This is a genomic window from Chitinophaga sp. H8 (genome assembly GCF_040567655.1).
Lineage (GTDB): Bacteria > Bacteroidota > Bacteroidia > Chitinophagales > Chitinophagaceae > Chitinophaga > Chitinophaga defluvii.
Map to the genome: position 1 here is coordinate 1,263,627 of NZ_JBEXAC010000001.1, position 22,089 is coordinate 1,285,715.

At 45.2% G+C, this 22,089-nt stretch carries 12 protein-coding genes and 1 tRNA gene; 8 read left to right on the top strand and 5 right to left on the bottom strand.

Going from position 1 to position 22,089, the window contains the following annotated elements; all coding sequences use genetic code 11:
* Nucleotides 1-134: 134 nt before the first annotated feature.
* Nucleotides 135-983, top strand: coding sequence for a sugar phosphate isomerase/epimerase family protein (locus ABR189_RS04840; RefSeq protein WP_354659319.1), 849 nt, complete (start codon nt 135-137; stop codon nt 981-983).
* 79 nt (nt 984-1,062) lie between these two features.
* Here the strand turns inward: ABR189_RS04840 and ABR189_RS04845 are convergent, their stop codons facing one another.
* The 4 genes from ABR189_RS04845 to ABR189_RS04860 all read right to left on the bottom strand — a co-directional run bounded on the left by ABR189_RS04845 (nt 1,063) and on the right by ABR189_RS04860 (nt 6,830).
* Complete coding sequence (locus tag ABR189_RS04845; protein WP_354659320.1) at nt 1,063-4,302, bottom strand: glycosyltransferase family 117 protein; 3,240 nt, start codon at nt 4,300-4,302, stop codon at nt 1,063-1,065.
* 207 nt (nt 4,303-4,509) lie between these two features.
* Entirely contained in the window at nt 4,510-4,899 is a 390-nt protein-coding gene (locus tag ABR189_RS04850) for a putative quinol monooxygenase (RefSeq protein ID WP_354659321.1), read from the bottom strand.
* On the bottom strand, nt 4,896-5,723 hold the full coding sequence (locus ABR189_RS04855) for an SAM hydrolase/SAM-dependent halogenase family protein (RefSeq protein ID WP_354659322.1): 828 nt from the start codon (nt 5,721-5,723) through the stop codon (nt 4,896-4,898). The genes ABR189_RS04850 and ABR189_RS04855 overlap by 4 nt, the downstream gene beginning before the upstream one ends.
* A 297-nt stretch (nt 5,724-6,020) precedes the next feature.
* The gene (locus ABR189_RS04860) at nt 6,021-6,830 is read right to left on the bottom strand and encodes an SDR family oxidoreductase (RefSeq protein ID WP_354659323.1); all 810 of its coding nucleotides are present in this window, start codon (nt 6,828-6,830) and stop codon (nt 6,021-6,023) included.
* Between the two features lie 215 nt (nt 6,831-7,045).
* Here ABR189_RS04860 and ABR189_RS04865 point away from each other — a divergent pair.
* The 7 genes from ABR189_RS04865 to ABR189_RS04895 all read left to right on the top strand — a co-directional run bounded on the left by ABR189_RS04865 (nt 7,046) and on the right by ABR189_RS04895 (nt 17,826).
* Nucleotides 7,046-7,118 (top strand) — tRNA-Lys (locus ABR189_RS04865).
* Between the two features lie 379 nt (nt 7,119-7,497).
* Complete coding sequence (locus ABR189_RS04870) at nt 7,498-9,318, top strand: glycoside hydrolase family 2 protein (RefSeq protein WP_354659324.1); 1,821 nt, start codon at nt 7,498-7,500, stop codon at nt 9,316-9,318.
* Entirely contained in the window at nt 9,315-12,521 is a 3,207-nt protein-coding gene (locus ABR189_RS04875; protein ID WP_354659325.1) for a SusC/RagA family TonB-linked outer membrane protein, read from the top strand. Before ABR189_RS04870 ends, ABR189_RS04875 begins: the two co-directional genes overlap by 4 nt.
* Nucleotides 12,522-12,525: 4 nt before the next feature.
* Entirely contained in the window at nt 12,526-14,148 is a 1,623-nt protein-coding gene (locus ABR189_RS04880; protein WP_354659326.1) for a SusD/RagB family nutrient-binding outer membrane lipoprotein, read from the top strand.
* A 17-nt stretch (nt 14,149-14,165) separates the two neighbouring features.
* Nucleotides 14,166-14,555, top strand: a complete 390-nt coding sequence (locus tag ABR189_RS04885; RefSeq protein WP_354659327.1) for a hypothetical protein — start codon at nt 14,166-14,168, stop codon at nt 14,553-14,555.
* The gene (locus ABR189_RS04890) at nt 14,556-15,686 is read left to right on the top strand and encodes a glycoside hydrolase family 5 protein (protein ID WP_354659328.1); all 1,131 of its coding nucleotides are present in this window, start codon (nt 14,556-14,558) and stop codon (nt 15,684-15,686) included. It abuts the gene before it with no gap.
* Nucleotides 15,687-15,900: 214 nt separating this feature from the next.
* Nucleotides 15,901-17,826: a glycosyl hydrolase family 28 protein gene (locus ABR189_RS04895; RefSeq protein WP_354659329.1), complete on the top strand. Its 1,926-nt coding sequence runs from the start codon at nt 15,901-15,903 to the stop codon at nt 17,824-17,826.
* Between the two features lie 95 nt (nt 17,827-17,921).
* Here the strand turns inward: ABR189_RS04895 and ABR189_RS04900 are convergent, their stop codons facing one another.
* A complete protein-coding gene (locus ABR189_RS04900; RefSeq protein ID WP_354659330.1) occupies nt 17,922-21,824 on the bottom strand; it encodes a hybrid sensor histidine kinase/response regulator in 3,903 nt (1,300 codons plus the stop codon).
* Nucleotides 21,825-22,089: the final 265 nt, after the last annotated feature.

Genomic DNA, 22,089 nt, shown 5'->3' on the forward strand with positions numbered 1-22,089 from the left:
ACTGTAGCGTGATTTTCAGCCGCTTGCCGGCAGGTGACATACCGCTGGCAAAAAAATATTGCAATAGTCCGGTAAAGCTATTATTTTTCCCACTGGTCTGATCAGACCGTCAATCATCTAAACGTATCATGAATATGAAAAAAATGAGCAAGGTATTGTTGCTGGCTGCGGGTTTAGCAACAACATTGTTGTTTTCGGAGCCTGCCGGTGCGCAGGGAAAACCGAACAAGCTGGGGTGGAAACTGGGCGCACAGGCTTATACCTTTAACCGATTTACGCTGGCACAGGCATTAGACAAGATGGATAGCTGCGGTATTCATTTTGTGGAGTGCTATCCGGGGCAAACCATTGGTGGTGGTATTGAAGGGAAAATGGACTACAATATGGATGCTGCCAAAAGAGCCCAGGTAAAGGCGCTTTTAAAAGAGAAAAATAAAGAGCTGGTAGCTTTTGGTGTAGTAGTACCTAATACTGCCGAAGAGTGGACGGCCGTGTTTGAGTTTGCCAAAGCAATGGATATTAAGGTGATTACTTCAGAGCCACATACACAGGACCTGGACCTGGTATCCTCTCTTTGCGACAAATACAAAATAAAAGTAGCCTTCCATGATCATCCAAGACCTAGTCATTACTGGCATCCCGACAGTGTATTAAACGCTATCAAGGGAAGGAGTAAATACATGGGTGCCTGTGCAGATATCGGGCATTGGGTACGTTCCGGTCTGGATCCGGTAGAGTGCCTGAAAAAATTGAACGGTCATGTGTTCAGCCTGCATTTCAAAGACCTGAACGAAAAATCGCCTGATGCGCATGATGTGATCTGGGGTACTGGTATATCCAATATTCCTGGTGTAATGGCAGAGTTGAAGAGGCAGAAATTTAAAGGATTGTTTTCTACAGAATATGAGCACCACTGGGAAAACAGCGTACCGGAAGTAAAAGCCAGTGCCGCTTACTGGTATGAGCAGGTAAGTAAATTATAATACAAAAGCATATCAATAAAAATAAAAAACCTCCTGTTGTACAACAGGAGGTTTTTTTATGCGGGTTATTGCACCCTTATTATTTCTTGTTTGAATCCTTTGCCGCTTCGGCAGCCTGTTGGGAGTCCGGCAGCGTATTGATATGTGCCGGAGCGTCCTGGTTGATATGTGCCGAGTCGCCGTAGTCTGCTTTCATCCGTTGCAGGATAGCGATGAACTGTTCAGCAGCCTGGCCATCCCGTTGCAGATCGCTGCTCAGTTTAGAAGCAGGCAGACCATGATAGTACTGCAGTTGTTGCTGACAGTCTTTGATGATCTTTTGTGCAATCTCATCTGCTTTTTTGGAATCGCCTGCCAGGTAATAAGCATAGGCAGTTTGCAGAGAGCTTAAGTTGTGCATATTACCAGGAGAAGTCATGCCGTAGGGGAAGTTGCCTTCCAGCAGCATAGAGTCTGCACGGTTCAATACTTTCAATGCACCTTCCTTATTATTATCCTGCGCCATCGCAGCACCCAGTTTGGTAAAGGCATTTCTGAGATAAGATAACAGTTTCCGGTTAGGCTCATCAAAGTAAGTACCTGGTGTTTCTGCACCACCAAAGGTGAACTTGGTCATCATATTATGATATGCTACCGGGATATTTACGTTATAGTCCATACCCAATGCATCATTATTAGGAGCTTTACGGATAGGCACCAGGTGGTAGGCCAGACCGTCTGCCTGCAGGTAATCGTTCAGACCAAGATCTGTAGGGCTGGTAAAGTAGATGGGTCTTTTCCATTCGCTCGCAGTAATGATATCATATACTGCCAGGTCATTCTTCAACAGATATTTTTTAGAGATCTGGAAAGGAAGTTGTGGCAGAATTTTGGCACTGTCTTTAATATCTACCACGCCATTTTTGATAGCCTCGGCAACATTTACCGGGATAAACAGTTTTTGTGTAGGCAGGTAGTTTTCCTGTGTGCCGTCGGTAGTGCTGAGCTGCGCACGTGGATCATCAGATCCCATGAACGCCATTACTTCTTTCAGGTTATAGAACTTATCCTGTGGGAAGATACCAGCATCATAGAAGCGGATGTAATTATTCTTTTCACCACGGTATTTATCAGGTGTCCAGTTCATGGGAACACCAGGGCTTTTGTTCACCATCTGGCGTTGCTGATCGATATACCAGTCAACCCCCAGGAGGCTGAGGTTGATTACGCGGATATCCGGGCGTATACCTTCTACCTCCTGTGCATACCATAATGGATAAGTATCGTTATCACCAACGGTAAAGAGGATGGCATTAGGTTGGCAGGACTCCAGGTAATCCCTGGCTACATCCCTGGCAATTGTTTTGGTAGAGCGGTCGTGGTCGTCCCATTCCTGGGCTGCCATCAGTACCGGTACTGCCAGCAGGCAAACAGCTGTAGCCAGCGGAGCCGACAATGACAGTTTTGTTTTTGCTTTAAAGAACTCGAAAACGGATAATACGCCGAGTCCAATCCAGATGGCAAAAGCGTAGAAAGACCCTACATAAGCATAGTCACGCTCACGAGGCTGGTTACCCGCCTGGTTGAGGTATACCACGATCGCCAGCCCTGTAAAGAAGAATAACAGGCCAACGATGAGGCTATCTTTGCGATGATTTTTATAATGATAGAGGATACCGATGATGCCCAGGATCAGCGGTAACAGGAAGAGCCTGTTGTGTGCTTTATTATCTTTTAAGCTATCCGGCATTGCAGCCTGGTCGCCGTACAGGAGGTTATCGATCAGTGGGATACCGGAGATCCAGTTACCATCGCGCACGTTGCCGTAGCCTTGGGTATCATTTTGTTTTCCGGCAAAGTTCCACATGAAGTACCTGAAGTACATAAAATTGAGCTGGTATCCGAAGAAGAACTTGATATTATCTGCAAAAGTGGGTCTTTCATCAGGTTGTAAGCCCAAGAATCCACGGTAGTAGTCTGCGTGGCCCTGATCATTACTGGAATCCCATACACGCGGGAACAGCATCATATCTTCCGACGCATAAACAGGTTCCATTTTTTTACCAGCCACCACATATTTATCCGCACCTCTCGCGTAGATGTTAGCCCCTTCTTTATATTCCCTTGGGCGGGCAGTGAAAACCTGACCATATACCAGCGGGAAATCGCCGTATTGTTCACGACCCAGGTAGCCTACCAGAGAGATGGGATTATCAACGTTGTACATGTCTACAGCCGGGTTGGCGGTAGAGCGGATCATGGTAGTAACGTAGGTAGAGTAGCCCATCAGCATGAATAAGATAAACGCGATGGTGAGTTTGCTCATATGCTTTACACGTTCTGAAGCCAGCGATACGCCAAAGGTTTTCAGGAGGTAAGGTACCCCTACAAAAATGGCAGCCAGGATCAGTTTAAGGAAAGCACTACCTGATTTGAAGCCGTCGTTAAAGGCTGGGATCAGGATGATAGTAGCAATCACGACAAAAGGTGCATAGATACCAAACTTAGGATTTTTATATCCATAGAGCAGGATGGCAATGATCACTACAAAGTAGAAGATAAAGCCAGAGAAGAAAGGAAGGGACAGGGTATTCACAAAGAACACGTCCATCAAGCCGGAAGCCTTTACGGTATCCTGGATAAGGTATTTCTGTATCAGGCCGGTCAGCCCGCAACCTATGATAAATGCCCATACGGTGCCGGCGGTAGTGGGTTTGTATTTTTTAAAGTAGTACACCATTACCATAGCAGGGATGGTGAGGAGGTTCAGCAGGTGCACACCGATAGACAGGCCGAGGAGGTAGGCTATCAGCACAATCCAGCGGTCTGCATAGGGTTGGTCTGCATCATGTTCCCATTTCAGGATGGCCCAGAAAACGATGGCGGTAAAGAAGGAAGACATGGCATATACTTCCCCTTCCACAGCAGAGAACCAGAAGGAATCAGAAAAGGTATAGGCCAAAGCGCCTACTGCACCAGCTCCCATGATCGCGATCATTTTTTCGCGGGAGATCACTTCACCGGCTTTCACCATCAGGCGACGGGCAAAGTGGGTGATGGTCCAGAACAGGAACAGGATAGTAAAGCCGCTGGCCAGGGCCGACATCAGATTTACGCCAAGCGCAGCCTCAGAAGGCTTCAGGAACATGGTGAATAGTCTTCCCAGCAATACAAACAGGGGAGCTCCGGGGGGGTGGGGCACCTGTACTTTGTATGCACTGGAAATAAATTCGCCGCAGTCCCACAAGCTGCCGGTTGCCTCCATGGTCATAATGTAAACAGTGCAGGCAATGATACAAATGATCCAGCCCGCAATGTTGTTGGTCCTCTTAAAATTCATACGGTTGTTGTTATGGTCCGACAAAAATAGAAAAAGTAGCAAATTATGCTAATCTGCTGAACAGTTTTAACTTTTCGTAAATATATTTTTAGTTATCTGTGAGCAAAGAATACCTGCTTCGCGTCAAACTGCTGCGAATATAGGGTGGTTTGCCAATATAACGGTTTTTTCAGGGGGTATGGTGGGGGCGCTGTTAACTTTTAGCTCTTAGCTTTTAGCTGATAGGAGCGGAGAGGGTGTAGTATCCTGGAGTTGGAACGCTTTATCCCGGGAGTTGCTGACAGGTACTTCCAATGTTTCGGGAGCAGGAAGGACCTGGTTTTGAACCGTCCAGGCTTCCGGTTTGGTGTTGAACATCACTTTAATAGTGGCCCATATTTCACGGAATACGGTAGAGGAGCGGTAATTTTCCAGCGCTTCGGGGGATTCCCAGTGGCTGTAAGTGAAAAAGACGTTCCCTTTTTCGGGTTCCTGCCAGAGTTCGAGGTGCAGGCATCCTGGAAAATGACGGATCAGGGACCATTTTTGATCAAAAAGTTCCCGGAAGGTGTCTACTTTTTCTGGGTCGAAGCCCAATTTTACAATTCTAATCATCATTCAAAGATTATACGGACAGTTTGATAATAAGACAGTTGCTGGAAGCCGGTGTGTTGGAGTAATTGATCACGGTGGAAGCTTCTGAGGCCAAACAATCCGGCAGCATTTCCTTTGTTGATGGCAATTTCCAGGTATCCGGCAGCATTAAAAAGTGCGAGTTTCTGGCCTTCCGCCACATCGGCATAGGTTTCACTAATCTGGTGGATAACTTCATCCCGCCGGAAAAAGATACGAAATTTTCTGTGTTTTCGTTGCGCTTCGAATTGCTGGCGGGTAATATTGACTACCACATTCTCGAAGCTATCGATATGAATGATCTGGCCTTCGATGTAATCCTGTCCGGTAAGGGGCTGCAGGTTGTTTTTAACATGGAAGTCCTGCGTAAGAGCTCCCAGGTCGGTAAGGGATTTGCCGCTGGCCAATGCTTTAGCGGCGTCGGCAAAGCGTTTTAAGATAGTAAAAGTATTTTTTGGAGCTGCTTTGTCGAGGTATAGTTTTACCACTGCGGTGGGCATCCCACCAGCAATCATGGTGAGTAGGCCGTTATCTGCGCAGGCGATGTATTGTCCGTTATGATGTGCCAGCAGTACAAAATCTGATTTGCGGTCAAACAGGTTGATGAGCACGCAATGAAAAGTACCCGGCGGATAATACGTAAAGGCACTCTTGCAGATATAAGTAGCCTGCGGGAGATTAAAGGGGCTGATATGATGAGAAATATCCATTACAGTACATTCCGGACAGTATTGCCAGAGCTGCCCTTTGATGGCACCTACCAGGTAATCCTGTAAACCAATGTCTGATGTGAGCGTTATAATGGACATGCTGTAATTCCAAGTTCCTGTTTCCTGATCCTATCCCGGTATTGCCGGAATCCTAAATTCCCGTTTGACCGTGCTTCAAACCGGGTTACCTCTTACCAAAAAGGATGCCATTGGGGCTACCTGCTTAAACTTACTGCAAAGAAAGCTAAAAATCCCATTGTGAAAATGATTTAGCACCGGAATTTTTTTATCCGGGCAACCTTGTCAGTCGTATGATTACAGCTATTGGCACCTGCCGGCAGGAGGATGCTATCTGTACAGCACGCTCAGTGCACGGTGTTTCCGCGCTACTATGGCTTATTGCAACGGAGAGCCAGGCTCTTTTTTAAAGTGGTTAAATACCAAACCATCCAGTACGCCGGGTAACAGGCGGCTTAGCCATACGGTCAGTTTGCCCTGGGAAGTCAGCACCAATGTCCGCTTTCTTTTAGCGATGGCCCTGGCTACTTCCGCAGCCACCTGCTCTGCCGACATCAGCTTGTTCTCTTCCAGCGGTGTATCCCCCTGAGCCTGTCCTTGTGGGTTAAGTGCTGTATTACGTATATTGGACGCGGTGAATCCGGGGCATACCCACATTACGTTGACGCCTGTATGCAGGTTTTCGGTGCGCAAGGCTTCCAGAAAGCCCTGCATCGCGAACTTGGATGCTGAATAACCCGTACGGCCAGGTAAGCCACGATAGCCGGCAATAGAAGATACGCCTACAATAGTGCCCTTATTAGCCAATATGGAAGGAAGTGCAAATTTGGTGCAATATACAGTGCCCCAGAAGTTAATATCCATCAGTGTTTTTAATACACTCACCTCTGCGTCCTTAAACAAGGCCCGCATGGATATGCCCGCATTATTAATGAGGATGTCAATCTTACCGAAATGTTCCAGCGTTGCCGCGATGAACGTTTTACAATCACTTTCCACACTCACATCTGCTACATATGTAAAGAGGGCACCGCCCATTTCCTGCTTCAATACTTCCAATGCTTCTTTTTTCCTACCACACACGGCCACACTGGCACCATTGTGCAGCATCTCTGCTACCAACGCTTTACCAATACCGGAAGAACCACCGGTGATCACCACTACTTTGTTTTTAAAACCAGTTTGCATGGATGTTCGTTTGTGGGCACAAAAATAGGAGAGAACTGCATAGTATGCAGGATTTTCTTTTGTAATGTTAGTAAAAACATGCACTTTCTGCAATATGTGGATAAGTCATGCAAGCTTTGCCAGTCAGGGCTTTTAGCGGGATAGCGGAAAATAATTTCAAAAAAAGTTGGCAGGAATAAAATAATTCCTATTTTTGCAGCCGCTTAACAGCAAAGGATTCCGTAGCTCAGTTGGTAGAGCAATACACTTTTAATGTATGGGTCTTGGGTTCGAGTCCCAACGGGATCACAACAAGATTATCAAAGAAAATTAAAGCCGCTTGAATCGTAGGATTTAAGCGGCTTTTCTGTTTTTGCTATGGGATCAAAAAACAGAGAATATCCATTCGGAAATTCATCCCAACCTACCTCTTACTTTCTCATCAATAACGCCGCAATCTTTTGAACGGCTGTGTGTGATCCCAACGTTGTTTTACAAGATTCTCTTTTCGATCAGAAGAATCATTTAGCGTGCGTAAAAACCTTCGAGAAGCTCCATAAACGGCCCGTCTATCTTGCTTTTGAACGATTTGTTTCATTTTTTGAAACGATTTTTACAGCCTTTCCAGGAACCGGAGGAGATATTTACAGTGATAATTATTAAACGATTCTTAACGTACATTCTGAACATGAAGCATCTATTGTGTGTGTTTTTTTTACTGACGGCGATTGGAGTATTTGGACAAAGCTGGGAACCAGCTGGCAACAAAATTAAAACAATTTGGGGAGAGCAACTGAATCCTGAAAACGTATTACCGGAATACCCGCGTCCTATTATGGAGCGGGAAAAATGGCTCAATTTAAATGGATTGTGGAAGTTTGCCATCCGGCCAAAAAATGAGCCACAACCGGCATCTTTCGATAAAAAAATACTGGTCCCCTTCGCAGTAGAGTCCTCTCTGTCTGGTTTAGGTTTACGCGTTACTGAAAATGATGCGCTTTGGTATCAACGTACTTTTAATCTACCGAGGGATTGGAACGGTTCCAATATTCTGCTCCATTTTGGCGGATCGGACTGGCAAACAAGTGTTTGGGTAAATAATATCAAGGTGGGGGAGCATCAGGGAGCCTATACCCCCTTTTATTTCGATATTACCCCCGCGCTGAAGAAAAATGAACCCAATGAAATTACAGTACGGGTCTGGGATCCGACAGATAAAGGCCCTCAGCCACGTGGTAAACAGGTAAGTAATCCGGAAGGCGTCTGGTATACGCCGGTTTCGGGAATCTGGCAAACAGTGTGGGTAGAACCGGTAAATGCCAATTATATCTGCGCGCTGAAAACGACACCCGATATTGATAAGAACCAGGTCATTATAACCACTGAAACACCCGGTAGTTTAACAGACGCGCTGATTGAAGTGCAGGTAAAGGAGGGCGGCAAAACCATTGCCCGTGCCGCAGCTGTGAATGGCCAGCAGATAATTGTTCCCATGCCTGCCAATGTAAAGTTATGGTCACCGGAAACGCCTCAGCTTTATCAATTGGAGGTAACATTAACGCAACAGCATAAGGTACTGGATAAGATCAGCAGTTATGTAGCCATGCGGAAATACTCCTATAAACGGGATGCCAGGGGGATTTTACGATTTCAGCTAAACAACAAAGACCAGTTTCAACTGGGGCCGCTGGACCAGGGCTGGTGGCCTGACGGACTTTATACCGCCCCTTCGGATGAAGCGTTGCGCTACGACATTCAAAAAACAAAGGATCTGGGTTTTAATATGATCAGGAAACACATTAAGGTGGAGCCTGCCCGCTGGTATACACATTGTGATCAGCTGGGGATCATTGTATGGCAGGATATGCCCAGCGGTGACAAAAACTTTGAATGGCAGAACCGGAATTATTTTAATGGTGCTGACCCTGTACGTACACCTGAATCTGCTGCTATTTTCAAAAAAGAATGGAAAGAGGTCATTGATTTTCTTTATTCATATCCCTGCATCGGGGTTTGGGTACCCTTTAATGAGGCCTGGGGACAGTTTAATACCTGCGAAATTGCGTCCTGGACCAAGCAATACGACCCCACCAGGCCGGTTAATCCCGCCAGCGGAGGAAATTTCTATACCTGTGGTGATATCCTGGATCTGCATAATTACCCCCATCCCGAAATGTATTTATTTGACGCCCAGCGGGTGAATGTATTGGGAGAATTTGGAGGAATAGGCCAAAAAATGGACAAACACCTGTGGGAACCGGAAAAGAACTGGGGATATATCGATTTTAAAAATTCAGATGAGTCAACCACCCAGTATGAAAAATATGCACAACAACTACTCGGTTTGATCGGTACCGGCTTTTCTGCCGCAGTTTATACCCAAACCACGGATGTGGAAATTGAGGTAAACGGTCTAATGACATATGACCGGAAAGTAGTCAAGTTTGATGAAAAACGTTTGTATAAAATCAACCAACAACTCGTTCATTCTTTAAATCAATCAAAATGAAAAACAGGCGATACCTATTGTATTGGCTTTTTGCGCTTTTTCCACTAATCGCAGGCACTCATAAGGTCTATTCCCAATCGGCACCACAGACAGGTGCCGCCGTACCCAAAGCAATCCGGGGACTCATAACAGATGAGGGTGGAAAACCCATACCAGGCGTTTCGGTTGCTCAAAAAGGCACCACAACCGGCACCACAACAGACCCGCATGGGCTGTTTGAATTAAAAGCGGCTGCAGGCGACACCATTTATGTGCGTCATATCGGATATAAAACGAAGGAATTTGCGGTAACAGCCTCCGAATTCTATAACATAGAACTGCCGCTGCAATCCACTTACCTGGGAGATGTGGTCGTAACAGCCCTGGGCATTAAAAGAAGTAAAAAAGAACTCAGTTACGCCGTGGGAGAAGTGAAAGGCGAAGAGCTTAATAAAGCAAAAGAAATGAATGTGGTCAACTCCCTCGCAGGAAGGGAACCTGGTGTAATAATAAATCAAACAGCAGGAGGGCCGGGCGGAAGCACCCGGATATTAATCAGGGGGAACACTTCTCTCACTGGAAACAATCAGCCCTTGTTTGTGGTAGATGGCGTGCCACTGGACAATACCAATTTTGGCTCAGCTGGTGCCTTTGGCGGATTTGATCTGGGTGACGGGATGTCTACCATAAACCCGGATGATGTGGAAACTATTTCAGTGCTAAAAGGACCCGCAGCAGCTGCGCTCTATGGCAGCAGGGCCGCCCATGGTGTGGTACTCGTTACCACAAAAAAAGGAAAGACCAGTAAAAACAACCGGTTAGGCGTCGAGATAAATTCCAATACCACGGTAGAATTTCAGGCCACCAAATATGATCATCTGCAAAAAATATATGGGCAGGGATTTGGCGGTATTTTGCAGCTGGATGAATCCGATTCTAAATCATCATCTTCCAGTTGGGGACCTAAATATGATAAAGGCCTTATGTTTACTTCCTTCGATAAAGTAGCAAGGCCCTTTGTAAATATCCGGGATAATATAGATGGCTTTTTCCGCACCGGCATTACAGCTACCAATGCAGTCAGTTTAAACAGCGTTAAGGAAAACAATAACTTCCGGATGAGCTATACGAACCTTGCCAACAGGGATATTATGCCTAATGCCCGTTTAGCCCGGAACACAGTTGACTTGAGAAATGTGGCAAAAATAGGTACCCGGCTGGAACTGGACCTTAAAGTAAATTATCTGAACGAAACCGTATTGAACCGCCCGGCATTGTCAGATGCAAGAACCAATGTGGCAAACAATCTCATGAACCTGGCCGGAAATATCGATCAGCGCTGGCTCAGGGACAATTATAAAAATGAAGATGGCACTTACTATGACTGGAACCGGGGCGATGTATGGAATATAAATCCCTACTGGATTCAATATGCTATGGAAAATAAATCCAATAAAGACAAGTATTTTGGGGTAGCCTCCTTAAAATATGATGTTTCTAAGGATTTGTTCTTCAAACTCACCGGTGGCGGAGAAAATGTAAATTTCCGGTTTATGGACTATGTTCCCTATTCCACGCCCGGTGAACTGGACGGCAAGATGCAGGAAACCTCCTTTGAAAACCGGTCCTATAATATTGAATTAATAGGTAATTACCGGAAAAAAATAAAAGATATCGATCTTAGTGTGACGCTTGGAGGTAATATTTATAATGTCAATAACCGCTCCGAATCTGTACTTGCGAAAAACATGATCCTCCGGGAAACCGTTTCCCTGCAAAGTTTTCTGCAAAAAGAAATTACGAAAGGTCGTTATCAAAAGGAAATCAACTCCCTGTTTTCTATGGTAAACCTCTCTTACAGGCAATGGGCCAACCTGGACCTTACTTTAAGGAGAGATCAGTCGTCTACCCTTCCGCTTAATAACAATACCTATTATTATCCCTCTGCAGGTGGTAACATCATTTTCACAGAGCTGCTGCCCAAAAACGCGATGCTGAATTTTGGGAAAATCAGAGCCTCATGGGCACAGGTAGGTAGTGATACCGATCCTTATATGCTGGATTTAAACTACCGGATGACGGACAAAACGTACGACCGGTATCCTACAGGTTATATCAGCTCAACTGTTATTCCAAACAGCCATTTAAAACCAACTAAAACCAATTCAATTGAAGCAGGGCTGGACCTGAAAATGGTGCATGACAGGGTTGGCCTGAGTGTTACCTACTATAATCAAACCAGTAATAATCAGATTATGTATGTACCTACTTCCGTTAGTTCCGGCTACGCCGCCATGCTCGTCAATGCCGGTAATCTGAGAAATGCCGGTGTAGAAATAGCGCTTAGCGCCCGTATCATAGATAAGAAAGATTTTTCCTGGGACCTGAACCCCAACTTCGCCCGTAATGTAAACAAAGTGCTTTCCTTAACAGAAGGAATCGAAAGCCTGGAAATTGCGGCCGCCCGCTGGCTGGGAGTGAAAGTACTAGCCATTCCTGGAGAAGAATATGGTGTGATCATGGGACAGGATTTTGTAAGAAATGAAGAAGGCCGTAGAATCATTAATCCTGATAATGGGTTGCCCGAAGTAGGTGCTGATATGAAGAAGCTGGGCAGGGCTATGTGGAAATGGACGGGTGGTGGTACCATGGCGTTTCGTTACAAAAACTTTAACCTATCTGCCGTTTTTGACGCCAAGTTTGGCGCCGATCTTTTTACCATGACAGCCAGAACCCTTACCAAATCAGGTAAAACACTCAACACCGTAGCCGGTAGGGATGCATGGATGGCGTCAGAAGAACAACGGTTGAGCGCAGGTATTGCCAAGGGTAACTGGAAACCCACAGGAGGTTTTGTTGCAGATGGTGTTATTGCAGAAAAAGGCCCTGACGGCACTGTGTCCTACAAAGAAAATGACATCTATATAGATCCGAATACCTACTGGGATTATATCTCGGACAAAACAGCCGTACCTTATATCTATGACAACAGCTACGTAAAAGTGCGGGAAATCATCGTTGGTTATACCTTTCCCCAAAAACGTATTGGCGGGTTTGCAGAAAGCCTCACGCTTTCTTTTGTAGCAAGAAACCCCTGGATTGTTTATAAGAATGTACCCAATATTGATCCCGACTCCAACTATAACACATCTGCAGTAGGATTGGAGTATGGTTCCATTCCTACCAGAAGAAGTTTTGGGCTAAACATCAATGCAAAATTTTAAAGTCATGAATCTCTTTTTATATAGAAACGCAGTATTCCTGCTACTTTTTACCGGATGCCTGTGTGTAGGCAGTTGCAAGAAAGACTATGAGCAGCTAAATAAAAATCCGGAAGTAGCCACCAGCATAAATCCTAACTCACAGCTTACCTACATCCAGCTGTCTATTGGGGGGGACTGGCTTTTAATGCAGCCCTTTACCATGTACTATTCAGGGTTTGTGCAACAACTTCAGGGAGATTGGGCTGCCACCCACTATGGTGGAGAATACCTGATAGAAGATGCACAGTTCCAGCAGCCCTGGGACCGTATCTATACCACACACCTGAAAAACCTGACAGATATATTGTGGCGGACGGAGGGTCAGGAACAATGGACCAATGTAAATGCTGTTGCCCGTATATTAAAAGCCTACTTCTTTCTCATACTAACGGATATGTACGGCGATATTCCTTATAGTGAGGCAGATATGGGATATATCCACCAAAATATATCACCAAAATTTGATACACAGGAATCCATTTATGCAGATATGCATGCACAACTATTACAGGCTGAAGAACAATTGCGCAGCGATGGTGATAATGTAACTGGTGATGTAATGTATAATGGAGATATTAAAAAATGGAAAACATATGCGAACACCCTTAACCTGAGAATTAGCATGCGTTTGACAAAAAAAGACCCAGTGTTGGCACGGCAGTGGATCGACGCTATTGTGGCCAATAGAAGTGGCTTTATAAAGGAGGGAGATGATGGTATACTGAAGTATACGAATATACTGGATTGGGACCCCAACGAGTTTCGTCGTAATGGACTGGCCCAGCTATGGCGCAGCAGGGAAAATTATCCCATGCCGTACTTGTGCACCACCCTGTGGAATATGTTAAAAAATACCGAGGACCCCCGCTTACTGGTACTGGCACGTTGCTATGCGGAAGATTCCAATGACCCGGATTTAAGAACAGATCTTACTGATTTTATTGTTAGAAATGGTCCTTTAGGTATTAACCAGCTGGAAGCTGTGAAGCCAGGATTTTATTGGTGGGACAACTGGCCCGCCGGATTTGTACAGGATGGTATTTACTATGGTAAAGAGTGCCGGCCACAGCTCAATAAAGGGTTTGTAAAAGGTAGTGCACCCTATATTACACTTAGCTACGCAGAAACAGCACTCTTGTTGTCGGAAGCCAAATTAAGATGGAATGATTTACCCATACAGGGGTCCGCAGAGGAACATTATACAAAGGGTGTGCAGGCAGCCATAAAACTATTAACCGTCTTTGACCTGGATCAAAAAATCCTTCCCGAAGAAACAACCGCCTATCTGGTCAGGAACCCTTTTCCTGCCGACCGGGAAAGCCGGCTGAAAAGTATTAATGAACAACTATGGCTACTGCATATTACTAATCCGCCGGAAGCATTTTCCAACTGGAGAAGATCGGGCTACCCGGTACTAAAACCATCCACGGAATATGGTGCATTGGTGAAGGATTCCAGGACAATTCCCCGGCGTTTAAAATATCCGTTGTTCGAACAAACCTATAACCCCCGTGGCTATAAGGAGGCGGTAACCCGGATGGGAGGAACAGACAGTTGGAACATTCCCGTTTGGTGGGATCATCAATAACACTAAAAGCAATCTTTATGACTAATATAAAAAAAATGGCCGTTAATCTGTTTTACTGCAGTTGTATATTATTCCTGTTTTCCTGTAGTAAAAAGACAACGGAGGAAAGCGTTAGCCCCAATGATTACCCGCGTATTATTGCTACGAAGCCCGGTTGGCCCCTGAAAAATGAAAATGGTGACTTACCGGTGTTTAATGTCAGGAAAAACGAAGTTCTCCAATTCACCGTCATGTATTCACCCACTTCTTCAGCCGTTTTGCGGTGGATCATTGATGGTACAGAAGTAGGTACCGGCGGTACTTTCAGTTTCCAGGCGGGAGAGGCGAAAAAACATACGATTCTTCTTCAGCTCTCTTCTCCGGTGGCTACTACCACCAGGGAAGGAGTCATTAACGTTTACGAGTAGATGAAAAAACATACTTTATTTATACTGCTGGCCACCCTGCTTCTTGTCCTTTCCTGCTCAGGGAAACAAGAGGCAGGTAATTTTTCTACCGTAAAACAGGAGCACGTTATTTCCAATCCCTTTGATATCCGCAAGGGGATTAATATTGCGCACTGGTTGTCGCAGAGTAACAGAAGAGGTCAGGAAAGAGATCAGTACCTACAGGAGCACGAAATCAAAAATCTTGCAACTCTGGGATTCGATCATATCCGGCTCCCCGTAGATGAAGCGCAGCTGTTTACAGCAGAAGGGGAGTTGGATACCGAAACGGTACAACTACTGCACCGCGCTATTGGCTGGTGCAAAAAATACCATCTCCGGGTAATAGTAGATCTGCACATATTGCATTCGCATGATTTCGGCAATGCTATCCGTCCGCTTTGGACAAGTAAGGAAGCCCGTGATCAGTTCGAAAATTTATGGCTTCAATTAAACAGCGAGTTAAGGCAATATCCGAATGACTTGGTCGCCTATGAATTGCTGAACGAACCTGTGGCTCCGGACAATGAAGTATGGAATGAACTGGCCAACCGCGTGATCCGCATTATCCGGGCAGCCGCGCCCCAACGGGTGCTATTTATTGGTGCCAACCAGTATAACAATATAGATCACCTAAAGCAGCTGGATATACCCGCGGGCGATCCAAATATTGTGCTGAGTTTCCACTGGTATGAACCTTATCCGTTAACGCACTACCGTGCCTCCTGGACGCCATTTGCCCATCTGCATATTCCCGTAATTTATCCCGGTGTACCGGTTACATCTGCGGATTATGCCAGGCTGGAGGAAACTGATCAATGGAAGCTGAAGCCCTATCAGCACATCTACAGTAAGGAAACTATCAAGAGCCAGATACAGGCGGCGTTTCACCTGGCACGGAAAAGGGGGCTGTCGTTACATTGCGGCGAGTTCGGATGTTTGCCGGCTGCGGATGCTGCCAGCCGTTACCGCTGGTACCAGGACCTGGTATCCATTTTTACCGCATTCAACATCCCTTACACCGCATGGGAGTATAAAGAAATATTTGGTTTTAGTGACCGGAGCGGCGCCATAAAGGATAGTACCTTATTAAATATCCTGGTACAGAAATAAGACGGCAAGACTATAAGAGCAGGCATCAGTGCCTGCTCTTATGGCGTTAACGCCTACTATATAAACCCTGCAATTAACGCCGGTATGCCTACCGGCATGACCTACTATGATCATTTATTTCTCACTAAAAAAAAGAAACATGAAACACTTGCCATTTCTTCTGTTCATTTGTTTTATTTCTTGTACCAAAAATCTAAAAGAACAGCCGGACCCGATGGCTGTTCCCAAACAGGAAAAGCTGCACACAAAGCTATTGTCTGGCATGGTCACGGTTTATCCATTCCCTTCCGGTCTTCCGGCCACCTACAAATCCACCCTTTTTTCCGTCAATGCGGAGTCAAGTTCCGTTCCCATTTATAATGCCGGCAATAACAGTTGGGGGCAACCGGTATCTTATGGTTCTTTTGACATGACCGGTCCGGTAACTGTCACTATTACGCCTTCTTTTCCATTTACCTCTTTCAAACTACTCCCTCAATCGTTGGGTATAACGGGTATCAAGAGCGGCAGCACTATTTCTTTTACGTTGTCATCACCCGCTAATGTTTCGCTGGTGTTGGATAATAACTACCAGGGAAGAGTGCTGCACCTTTTTGCACAGGCCCCGGAAGCAGGTATCCCTACTTCGTCAGATCCCAATGTAATTTACTATGCTCCTGGTTACTATGATCTCAGCGCACAACCGCCTATTCAACCAACATCGTCCCAAACCCTGTATATTGCCGGTGGGGCCGTGATCCGCGGGCGTATCAAAATCAGCAATGCCAGTAACGTTACGGTGCGGGGCCGGGGTATTCTGGTAAATGATTATGATGCGGCGTCAGATAATATTGCGCTGGCGGCAGAAATGGTTTCCAACAGTACTATCAGGGACATTATCGTTAACCGGAATACTGGTAGCTGGACGTCTTCTATGTGGGGTTGCAGTAATCTTAATGTTATCAACTACAAGGCAGTAAGTCCCCGCTTTGCCAGTACAGATGGATTTAATATTACCTCCAGCCATGATATTACTTTCGACAGCGCGTTTATTCATTCAGCAGATGATGCCATCGCTATCAAAGGAATGTCGGACCAGCCGCCTGCAGCCTCTCTGCCCATTTATAACATTGTTTATAAAAATGCACAGTTATGGGCAGATGCCAATAATGCGATCGGTATCGGAGCAGAAACAAGAGCTTCCCGCTTTGAAAACATTACCTTCAATAATATTGATATTCTGTACAATTTTGATGACAAGAATCATCCCGATGTATTACCGGATCGTTCTGCCATTAACATCTTTTCCCTGCACGGGACTTTCTTCAAGGATATTTTTTTTGAAAACATCCGGGTAGAAAATGCCAAAAGGCTCATCAACCTTCATATGGATGAAACCTTCTATTTTGGGGCACTTACCGGAAACTGGACTACCTTCCCCGGCAACATGCAAAATATACAATACCGCAACATTACTTCCAGTTCCGGTGGCAGCAACCAGATCAAACTTCAGGGATGGAATGATAGTCATCGTATTGAAGGTGTTTCTTTCGAAAATATTCTCATTAACGGCAGTTACCTGACGCAATTTTCAGATAGCAGGCTGGCGATCAACCGTTTTGCAAACGGTATTAAAATTATCCAGCCCGGTGGCACTAAAAAAGGTGATTCTTATAAAGCCTCGGAAGATTTTTCTACTGTGCAGGGTAAGCGGTATTGGTACTACAGGGGATGGAAAGCCGGTGTAGGCAACTATTCCATGACGTGGAATCCTGATGGTTCCAACCATTGGAGAGGTAATTATTCCTGGGATGCTATATGGCTGGACGGCGGTACCTTGTTTATGCACCCGGATAATAATGTACAGGCACTTTTAGAATGGCAGGCGCCGAAGTCCGGTACCATCAGAATTTCCGGAAGAGTGAAAAAAGGAAGTACCGGTGGTGGTGATGGTGTAAACGTAAGCATCTGGAAAAATAATGTCATGATCTGGCCTTCAGGAGGTAGCTGGCAAACGATTAATTACAATGATGCCACTGGCTTTGCTCACGACGTTACCATACCTGTTTCCTTTGAAGATATCATTTCATTCCGTGTGGATGCCCGGGCCAATACGGGATGGGATACTACCAACTGGGAACCCGAAATTACCTATCAATAACTGGTTAATGCCTGATTAAAAATGTGGAAGCGCCGGAATTTTACCGGCGCTTTCCTTATTAAGTGGCTTTGTAGCTTTTAGTGTCAGTTGTTATTTTAGCCGGTATAGTCCTTTGGCAGTTTTCCAAACTCTTCATAAAAACATTTTGCAAAATAAGATGGTGAGCTAAAGCCTGTCATATAGCAAACCTCATTTACCTGGTATTGTTTTGTTTTTAAGAGCAGGGCCGCTTTTTTTAACCTGGTTACCCGTATATAGTCATTCGGTGAAATCTCCATCATTCCTTTAATTTTCCGGTACAGGCTGGATTTACTCATATTCATTAAAAGTGCCAGTTGCTCCACATTAAAACCTGCCTGATCCAGGTGGGTGTTTATATGTTCGGTAAGGGTATTCAGGAATAAGGCATCTGCGGGACTAATTTCCGGAGAAGCGAGTAGTGGCGCTGTTGTATCCTGGTAAAACGCTGCGAGCTTCTCCTTTCGCCGCAGGATATTTTGTACCGTAGCCATCAGTACCGCTATGGAAAAAGGTTTTTCTATGTAATAATCCGCATCCTGTGCCAGCCCTTTTAAATGAGTTTCCAGATCAGTTTTGGCGGTTAACAATACCACCGGAATATGGCTGGTTATTATGTTGTCCTTTATACACGTGCACAACTCCAGTCCATCCATCTCCGGCATCATTATATCGCTAATCACCAGGTGTATGATTGATTGTTCCAGCAGGCAAAGCGCTTCCTTTCCATTGCCCGCCGTTTTAACAATAAACGAACTGCTGAGCTGATCGTACATAAACTGTTTCAGCGCCAGGTTGTCTTCAACAATAAGTATGGTATAGCTACTTTTAAAGACAACAGATAGTTCCAGGGGGGCTTCCGCCGTTACTACAGGTGCTATGACCGGCAGCCCGGAAATATTTGTGGTAGTAGTACCAGGGCCCGTTGTTTGTACCGGTAAGTTCAGTTCAAAAATACAATGCCTGGTGTCTTCTTTAATGGTTAAAGTCCCGCCATGCAGTTCGGCCAGTGAGCGGGAAAGCGAAAGGCCTATTCCGCTGCCTACCGGATGCCGGCTTCCGGCAATCTGTACAAAGGGTTCAAAAATTGTTTGCCGGCTGTCTGCTGGTACCTGGGGGCCATCGTTAGACACCGCGATGGCTACACCATTTTCTTTTGGCTCCCATGTACAGGTAAGGGTGGCGCTGGTAGCCGCAAACTTTAGTGCGTTACTCAGCAGGTTGCTCACTATTTTGTAAAGTGCATCATAATCCCAGTAACCCGTTATCGCTGTCTCGGGCAATTGTGCCGATAAGGCAATCCCTTTTTGTGTAGCGAGGGGGCCGAAAAGCCTGTAGACATCTTCAAGAATATTTCTCAAATCTGAAAAAGTATATTGCAGCTCATATTTTCCGCTATCAATTCTCCGGAAGTCCAGCAATTGATTGGTGAGGTGTAGCAGCCGGTTAGTATTGGCATTAATTAAGGATAGTTCACCTGCGGCAGCATCTTCAATTTTCCGGTTTGCAGAAAGGACGTCCAGCGGTGCTTTTATCAACGTTAGCGGGGTACGTATTTCGTGGGCTACGTTGGTGAAAAAATCAATCTTGGCCGCATATAGATCCTTTTCCTTCTGATGCATCAGTTGTTCCACACGCAGGGCATTTTTTCTGGAGATATTTCTTTTTATCAGCCGGTAAATATAGTAGCCAATTGCCGCCAGTAGCAACACATACAGCATATACGCGATGGAAGACCTGTAGAATGGCGGCAAAATGGTAATTTTTAATACCCGGTTCTGTTTATTCCATACTCCATTTGAATTGGCTCCTTTAATAGTGAGTACGTAGCTGCCATAAGGGAGGTTGGAGTAGTTGATAGCAACATCTCCGGCAGCCTCGTACCACCGCGTATCATAATTTTCCAGCCGGTAAATCAGCTTGTTGTTGGAAGAAGACAAAAAGCTCAATACTGCTGCCTTAATGGTAAATGAGTTCTGGTCATGTTTTAGCACCACTTCCCGGGCAGTCAAAATACTCTCTTTTATAGGGGCGTTTGCCATCCCCGGAACAACGGTGGTATTAAAAACACGGAAGTCAGTAAGCGCCAGGGGAGGGGTTGCGGGATTGGTGTTCATTTCCTGCGGATGAAATGTAATAAGCCCTGAAATACAGCCAAAATACAGCCTTCCATCGGCAGTTTTTAATCCGGATTTGTAGTTAAACTGGTTGTTTAAAAGACCATCAGCGACATTAAAAATGCGTGTTGTTTTCTTATCCACGTTCCACTGCATTAGTCCCCTGTTTGAGCTAAGCCAGAAAGTGCCGCTGTTATCCTCCATCATCCGATAAATGACGTTGCCTGAAAAGCCTTGTTCCCTGGCATCAATCCTCAAAAAAACGTGCTGTTGTGGCAGGTATCGGACTATGCCGGCTTCTGTTGTAAACCACAGTCGTTTTGCATTGTCCTCGTAAATGGAAATAACTTTATTGTCGGGAATAGAGTTTTTTTCCGTTTCATCAAACCGGAACTGCTGCCACTTTTCGTCTCCTACCGGCTTATAAAAAACACCATTTCCATAGGTAGCTGCCCACAGGGCTCCGGTATGATCTTCTTTTATATCAAAAATCAACACCTGTGGGAAAGAGTGGTCCCTTAAAAAACGATCCTTCACCGGGTCGTATGTATAAAGTCCCCCGGAAGCACCCACCAGGAGTTGACCGGTCTTTGTACGGCAGATAGCAAAAACATCTTTTAGTTCAGGATCAAAAGGCAGATAGCTGAGGATGTTGCCTGTTTTTAGGTTCAGCCGGCTGATTCCCTGGGAAAAGGTACCCACCCATAAATAGTCATTGTCCAGGCAAAGGCCATGAACATTATGACTGGTAAATGCGTTGTGTACTGGCTTTATTTCATTCGAAAAGCGGTTAAAACGAAACAGCCCTTTATCTTCCGTACCTATCCAGATAATACTGTCATTAGATTGTATTAATTCGCGCACCCGTTCACCAAACGCTGAAAAACGGCTGCGTTGGGAAAAGATTTTTTCAAACGGGAGGTTCCGCCGGGGCAAATAGTTGATTCCTCCAAAATAGGAACCAACCCAAATGCTGCCTTCCCTGTCTTTGTAGATGGAGTATATGGCGTTGTCGGCAAGTGAAAATGGGTTACCCTGTTCCCGGTCAATATGGCTGGTGATGGTGGATCTGGTTATATCGTAAATATAAATTCCGGATTCGGTGCCTACCCAAATTTCATCATCTATGGCGGTTAATTCCCGTACGTATACATCAGCGCGATCTTTATCTTTTACCAGTAATGGGTTTACCAACCGTGTTAAAGGCTGGAGCTCTTTCAGACCACCGGAGGAGGCTCCTACGAGTAAACTACCGTTTTTTAGCGGCAGTAACTTATTAATGGTTTGTTTCAGAAAAGGTTGTTGGCCGTCTGCTGCCGAAAAGGGGACAATCGTTTTAAACCCGTCTGTGCTGTAATACAGGTTGTCGTTATAAAAAGCAATCCAATAGATGCCCCTGCTGAAAACAATACTGGTAATGCCGGGCCATGGTACTTTTATCTGTTCAAGCTGCCTGTTACCTATGGTGTATTTTAGTAGTCCCCGGGTATCTGAGGCTACAAATACAGCACTGTCCAGCTTTACCAGCTGGCTGATATTTCCATCTGCAGGTATCCCTTCCGCGGTTTGCAGTTTTAGTCGTTCAAGCTGTTCATTGCGGGTATTATAGGTGTATACGCCCTGGCTTGTACCAAGCCATAAAATACCTGGTTCCATTTCAAGAAGGGCGGTTACATTTAAACTGCCCTGCGCCTTGTTAATAATTTTAAACTGATGCCCGTCAAAACGGTTTAAACCGTCTTTGGTACCAAACCACATAAAGCCCTGTGCATCCTGCAAAATGGCATTTACTGTATTTTGAGACAGCCCGTTATTGCTGTTGTAATTTAAAAAAGCCCTATCGTTGAGTAGTTGAGCAACCAAAAGTCCCTTTGTAAAAAAGAGAACAATAAGTAAAAAAAGCTTTTTACACATATTTATTAGCAAGCCATCCTTGTTTCATCGGAAACAAGGGCTCTTAAAATCATGAAATGATGGAAAGAAAAATATAGTACCAGCCCTGCTAAATTAGCTTTTTTACCCGATTTATGCGCGTTTCTCCATTTTAATAATCTGATCAAATGTTGTTGCACACAGGGATTTGTCGAAAACGTCTTCGCAAGGGCTGCTCCTGATATCTTCCGGAAAC

Bases quoted from the DNA above. Each gene is read 5' to 3' on its own strand.
- ABR189_RS04840 (WP_354659319.1), top strand. From the start codon at position 135: ATGAAAAAAATGAGCAAGGTATTGTTGCTGGCTGCGGGTTTAGCAACA.
- ABR189_RS04845 (WP_354659320.1), bottom strand. From the start codon at position 4,302: ATGAATTTTAAGAGGACCAACAACATTGCGGGCTGGATCATTTGTATC.
- ABR189_RS04850 (WP_354659321.1), bottom strand. From the start codon at position 4,899: ATGATGATTAGAATTGTAAAATTGGGCTTCGACCCAGAAAAAGTAGAC.
- ABR189_RS04855 (WP_354659322.1), bottom strand. From the start codon at position 5,723: ATGTCCATTATAACGCTCACATCAGACATTGGTTTACAGGATTACCTG.
- ABR189_RS04860 (WP_354659323.1), bottom strand. From the start codon at position 6,830: ATGCAAACTGGTTTTAAAAACAAAGTAGTGGTGATCACCGGTGGTTCT.
- ABR189_RS04870 (WP_354659324.1), top strand. From the start codon at position 7,498: ATGAAGCATCTATTGTGTGTGTTTTTTTTACTGACGGCGATTGGAGTA.
- ABR189_RS04875 (WP_354659325.1), top strand. From the start codon at position 9,315: ATGAAAAACAGGCGATACCTATTGTATTGGCTTTTTGCGCTTTTTCCA.
- ABR189_RS04880 (WP_354659326.1), top strand. From the start codon at position 12,526: ATGAATCTCTTTTTATATAGAAACGCAGTATTCCTGCTACTTTTTACC.
- ABR189_RS04885 (WP_354659327.1), top strand. From the start codon at position 14,166: ATGACTAATATAAAAAAAATGGCCGTTAATCTGTTTTACTGCAGTTGT.
- ABR189_RS04890 (WP_354659328.1), top strand. From the start codon at position 14,556: ATGAAAAAACATACTTTATTTATACTGCTGGCCACCCTGCTTCTTGTC.
- ABR189_RS04895 (WP_354659329.1), top strand. From the start codon at position 15,901: ATGGCTGTTCCCAAACAGGAAAAGCTGCACACAAAGCTATTGTCTGGC.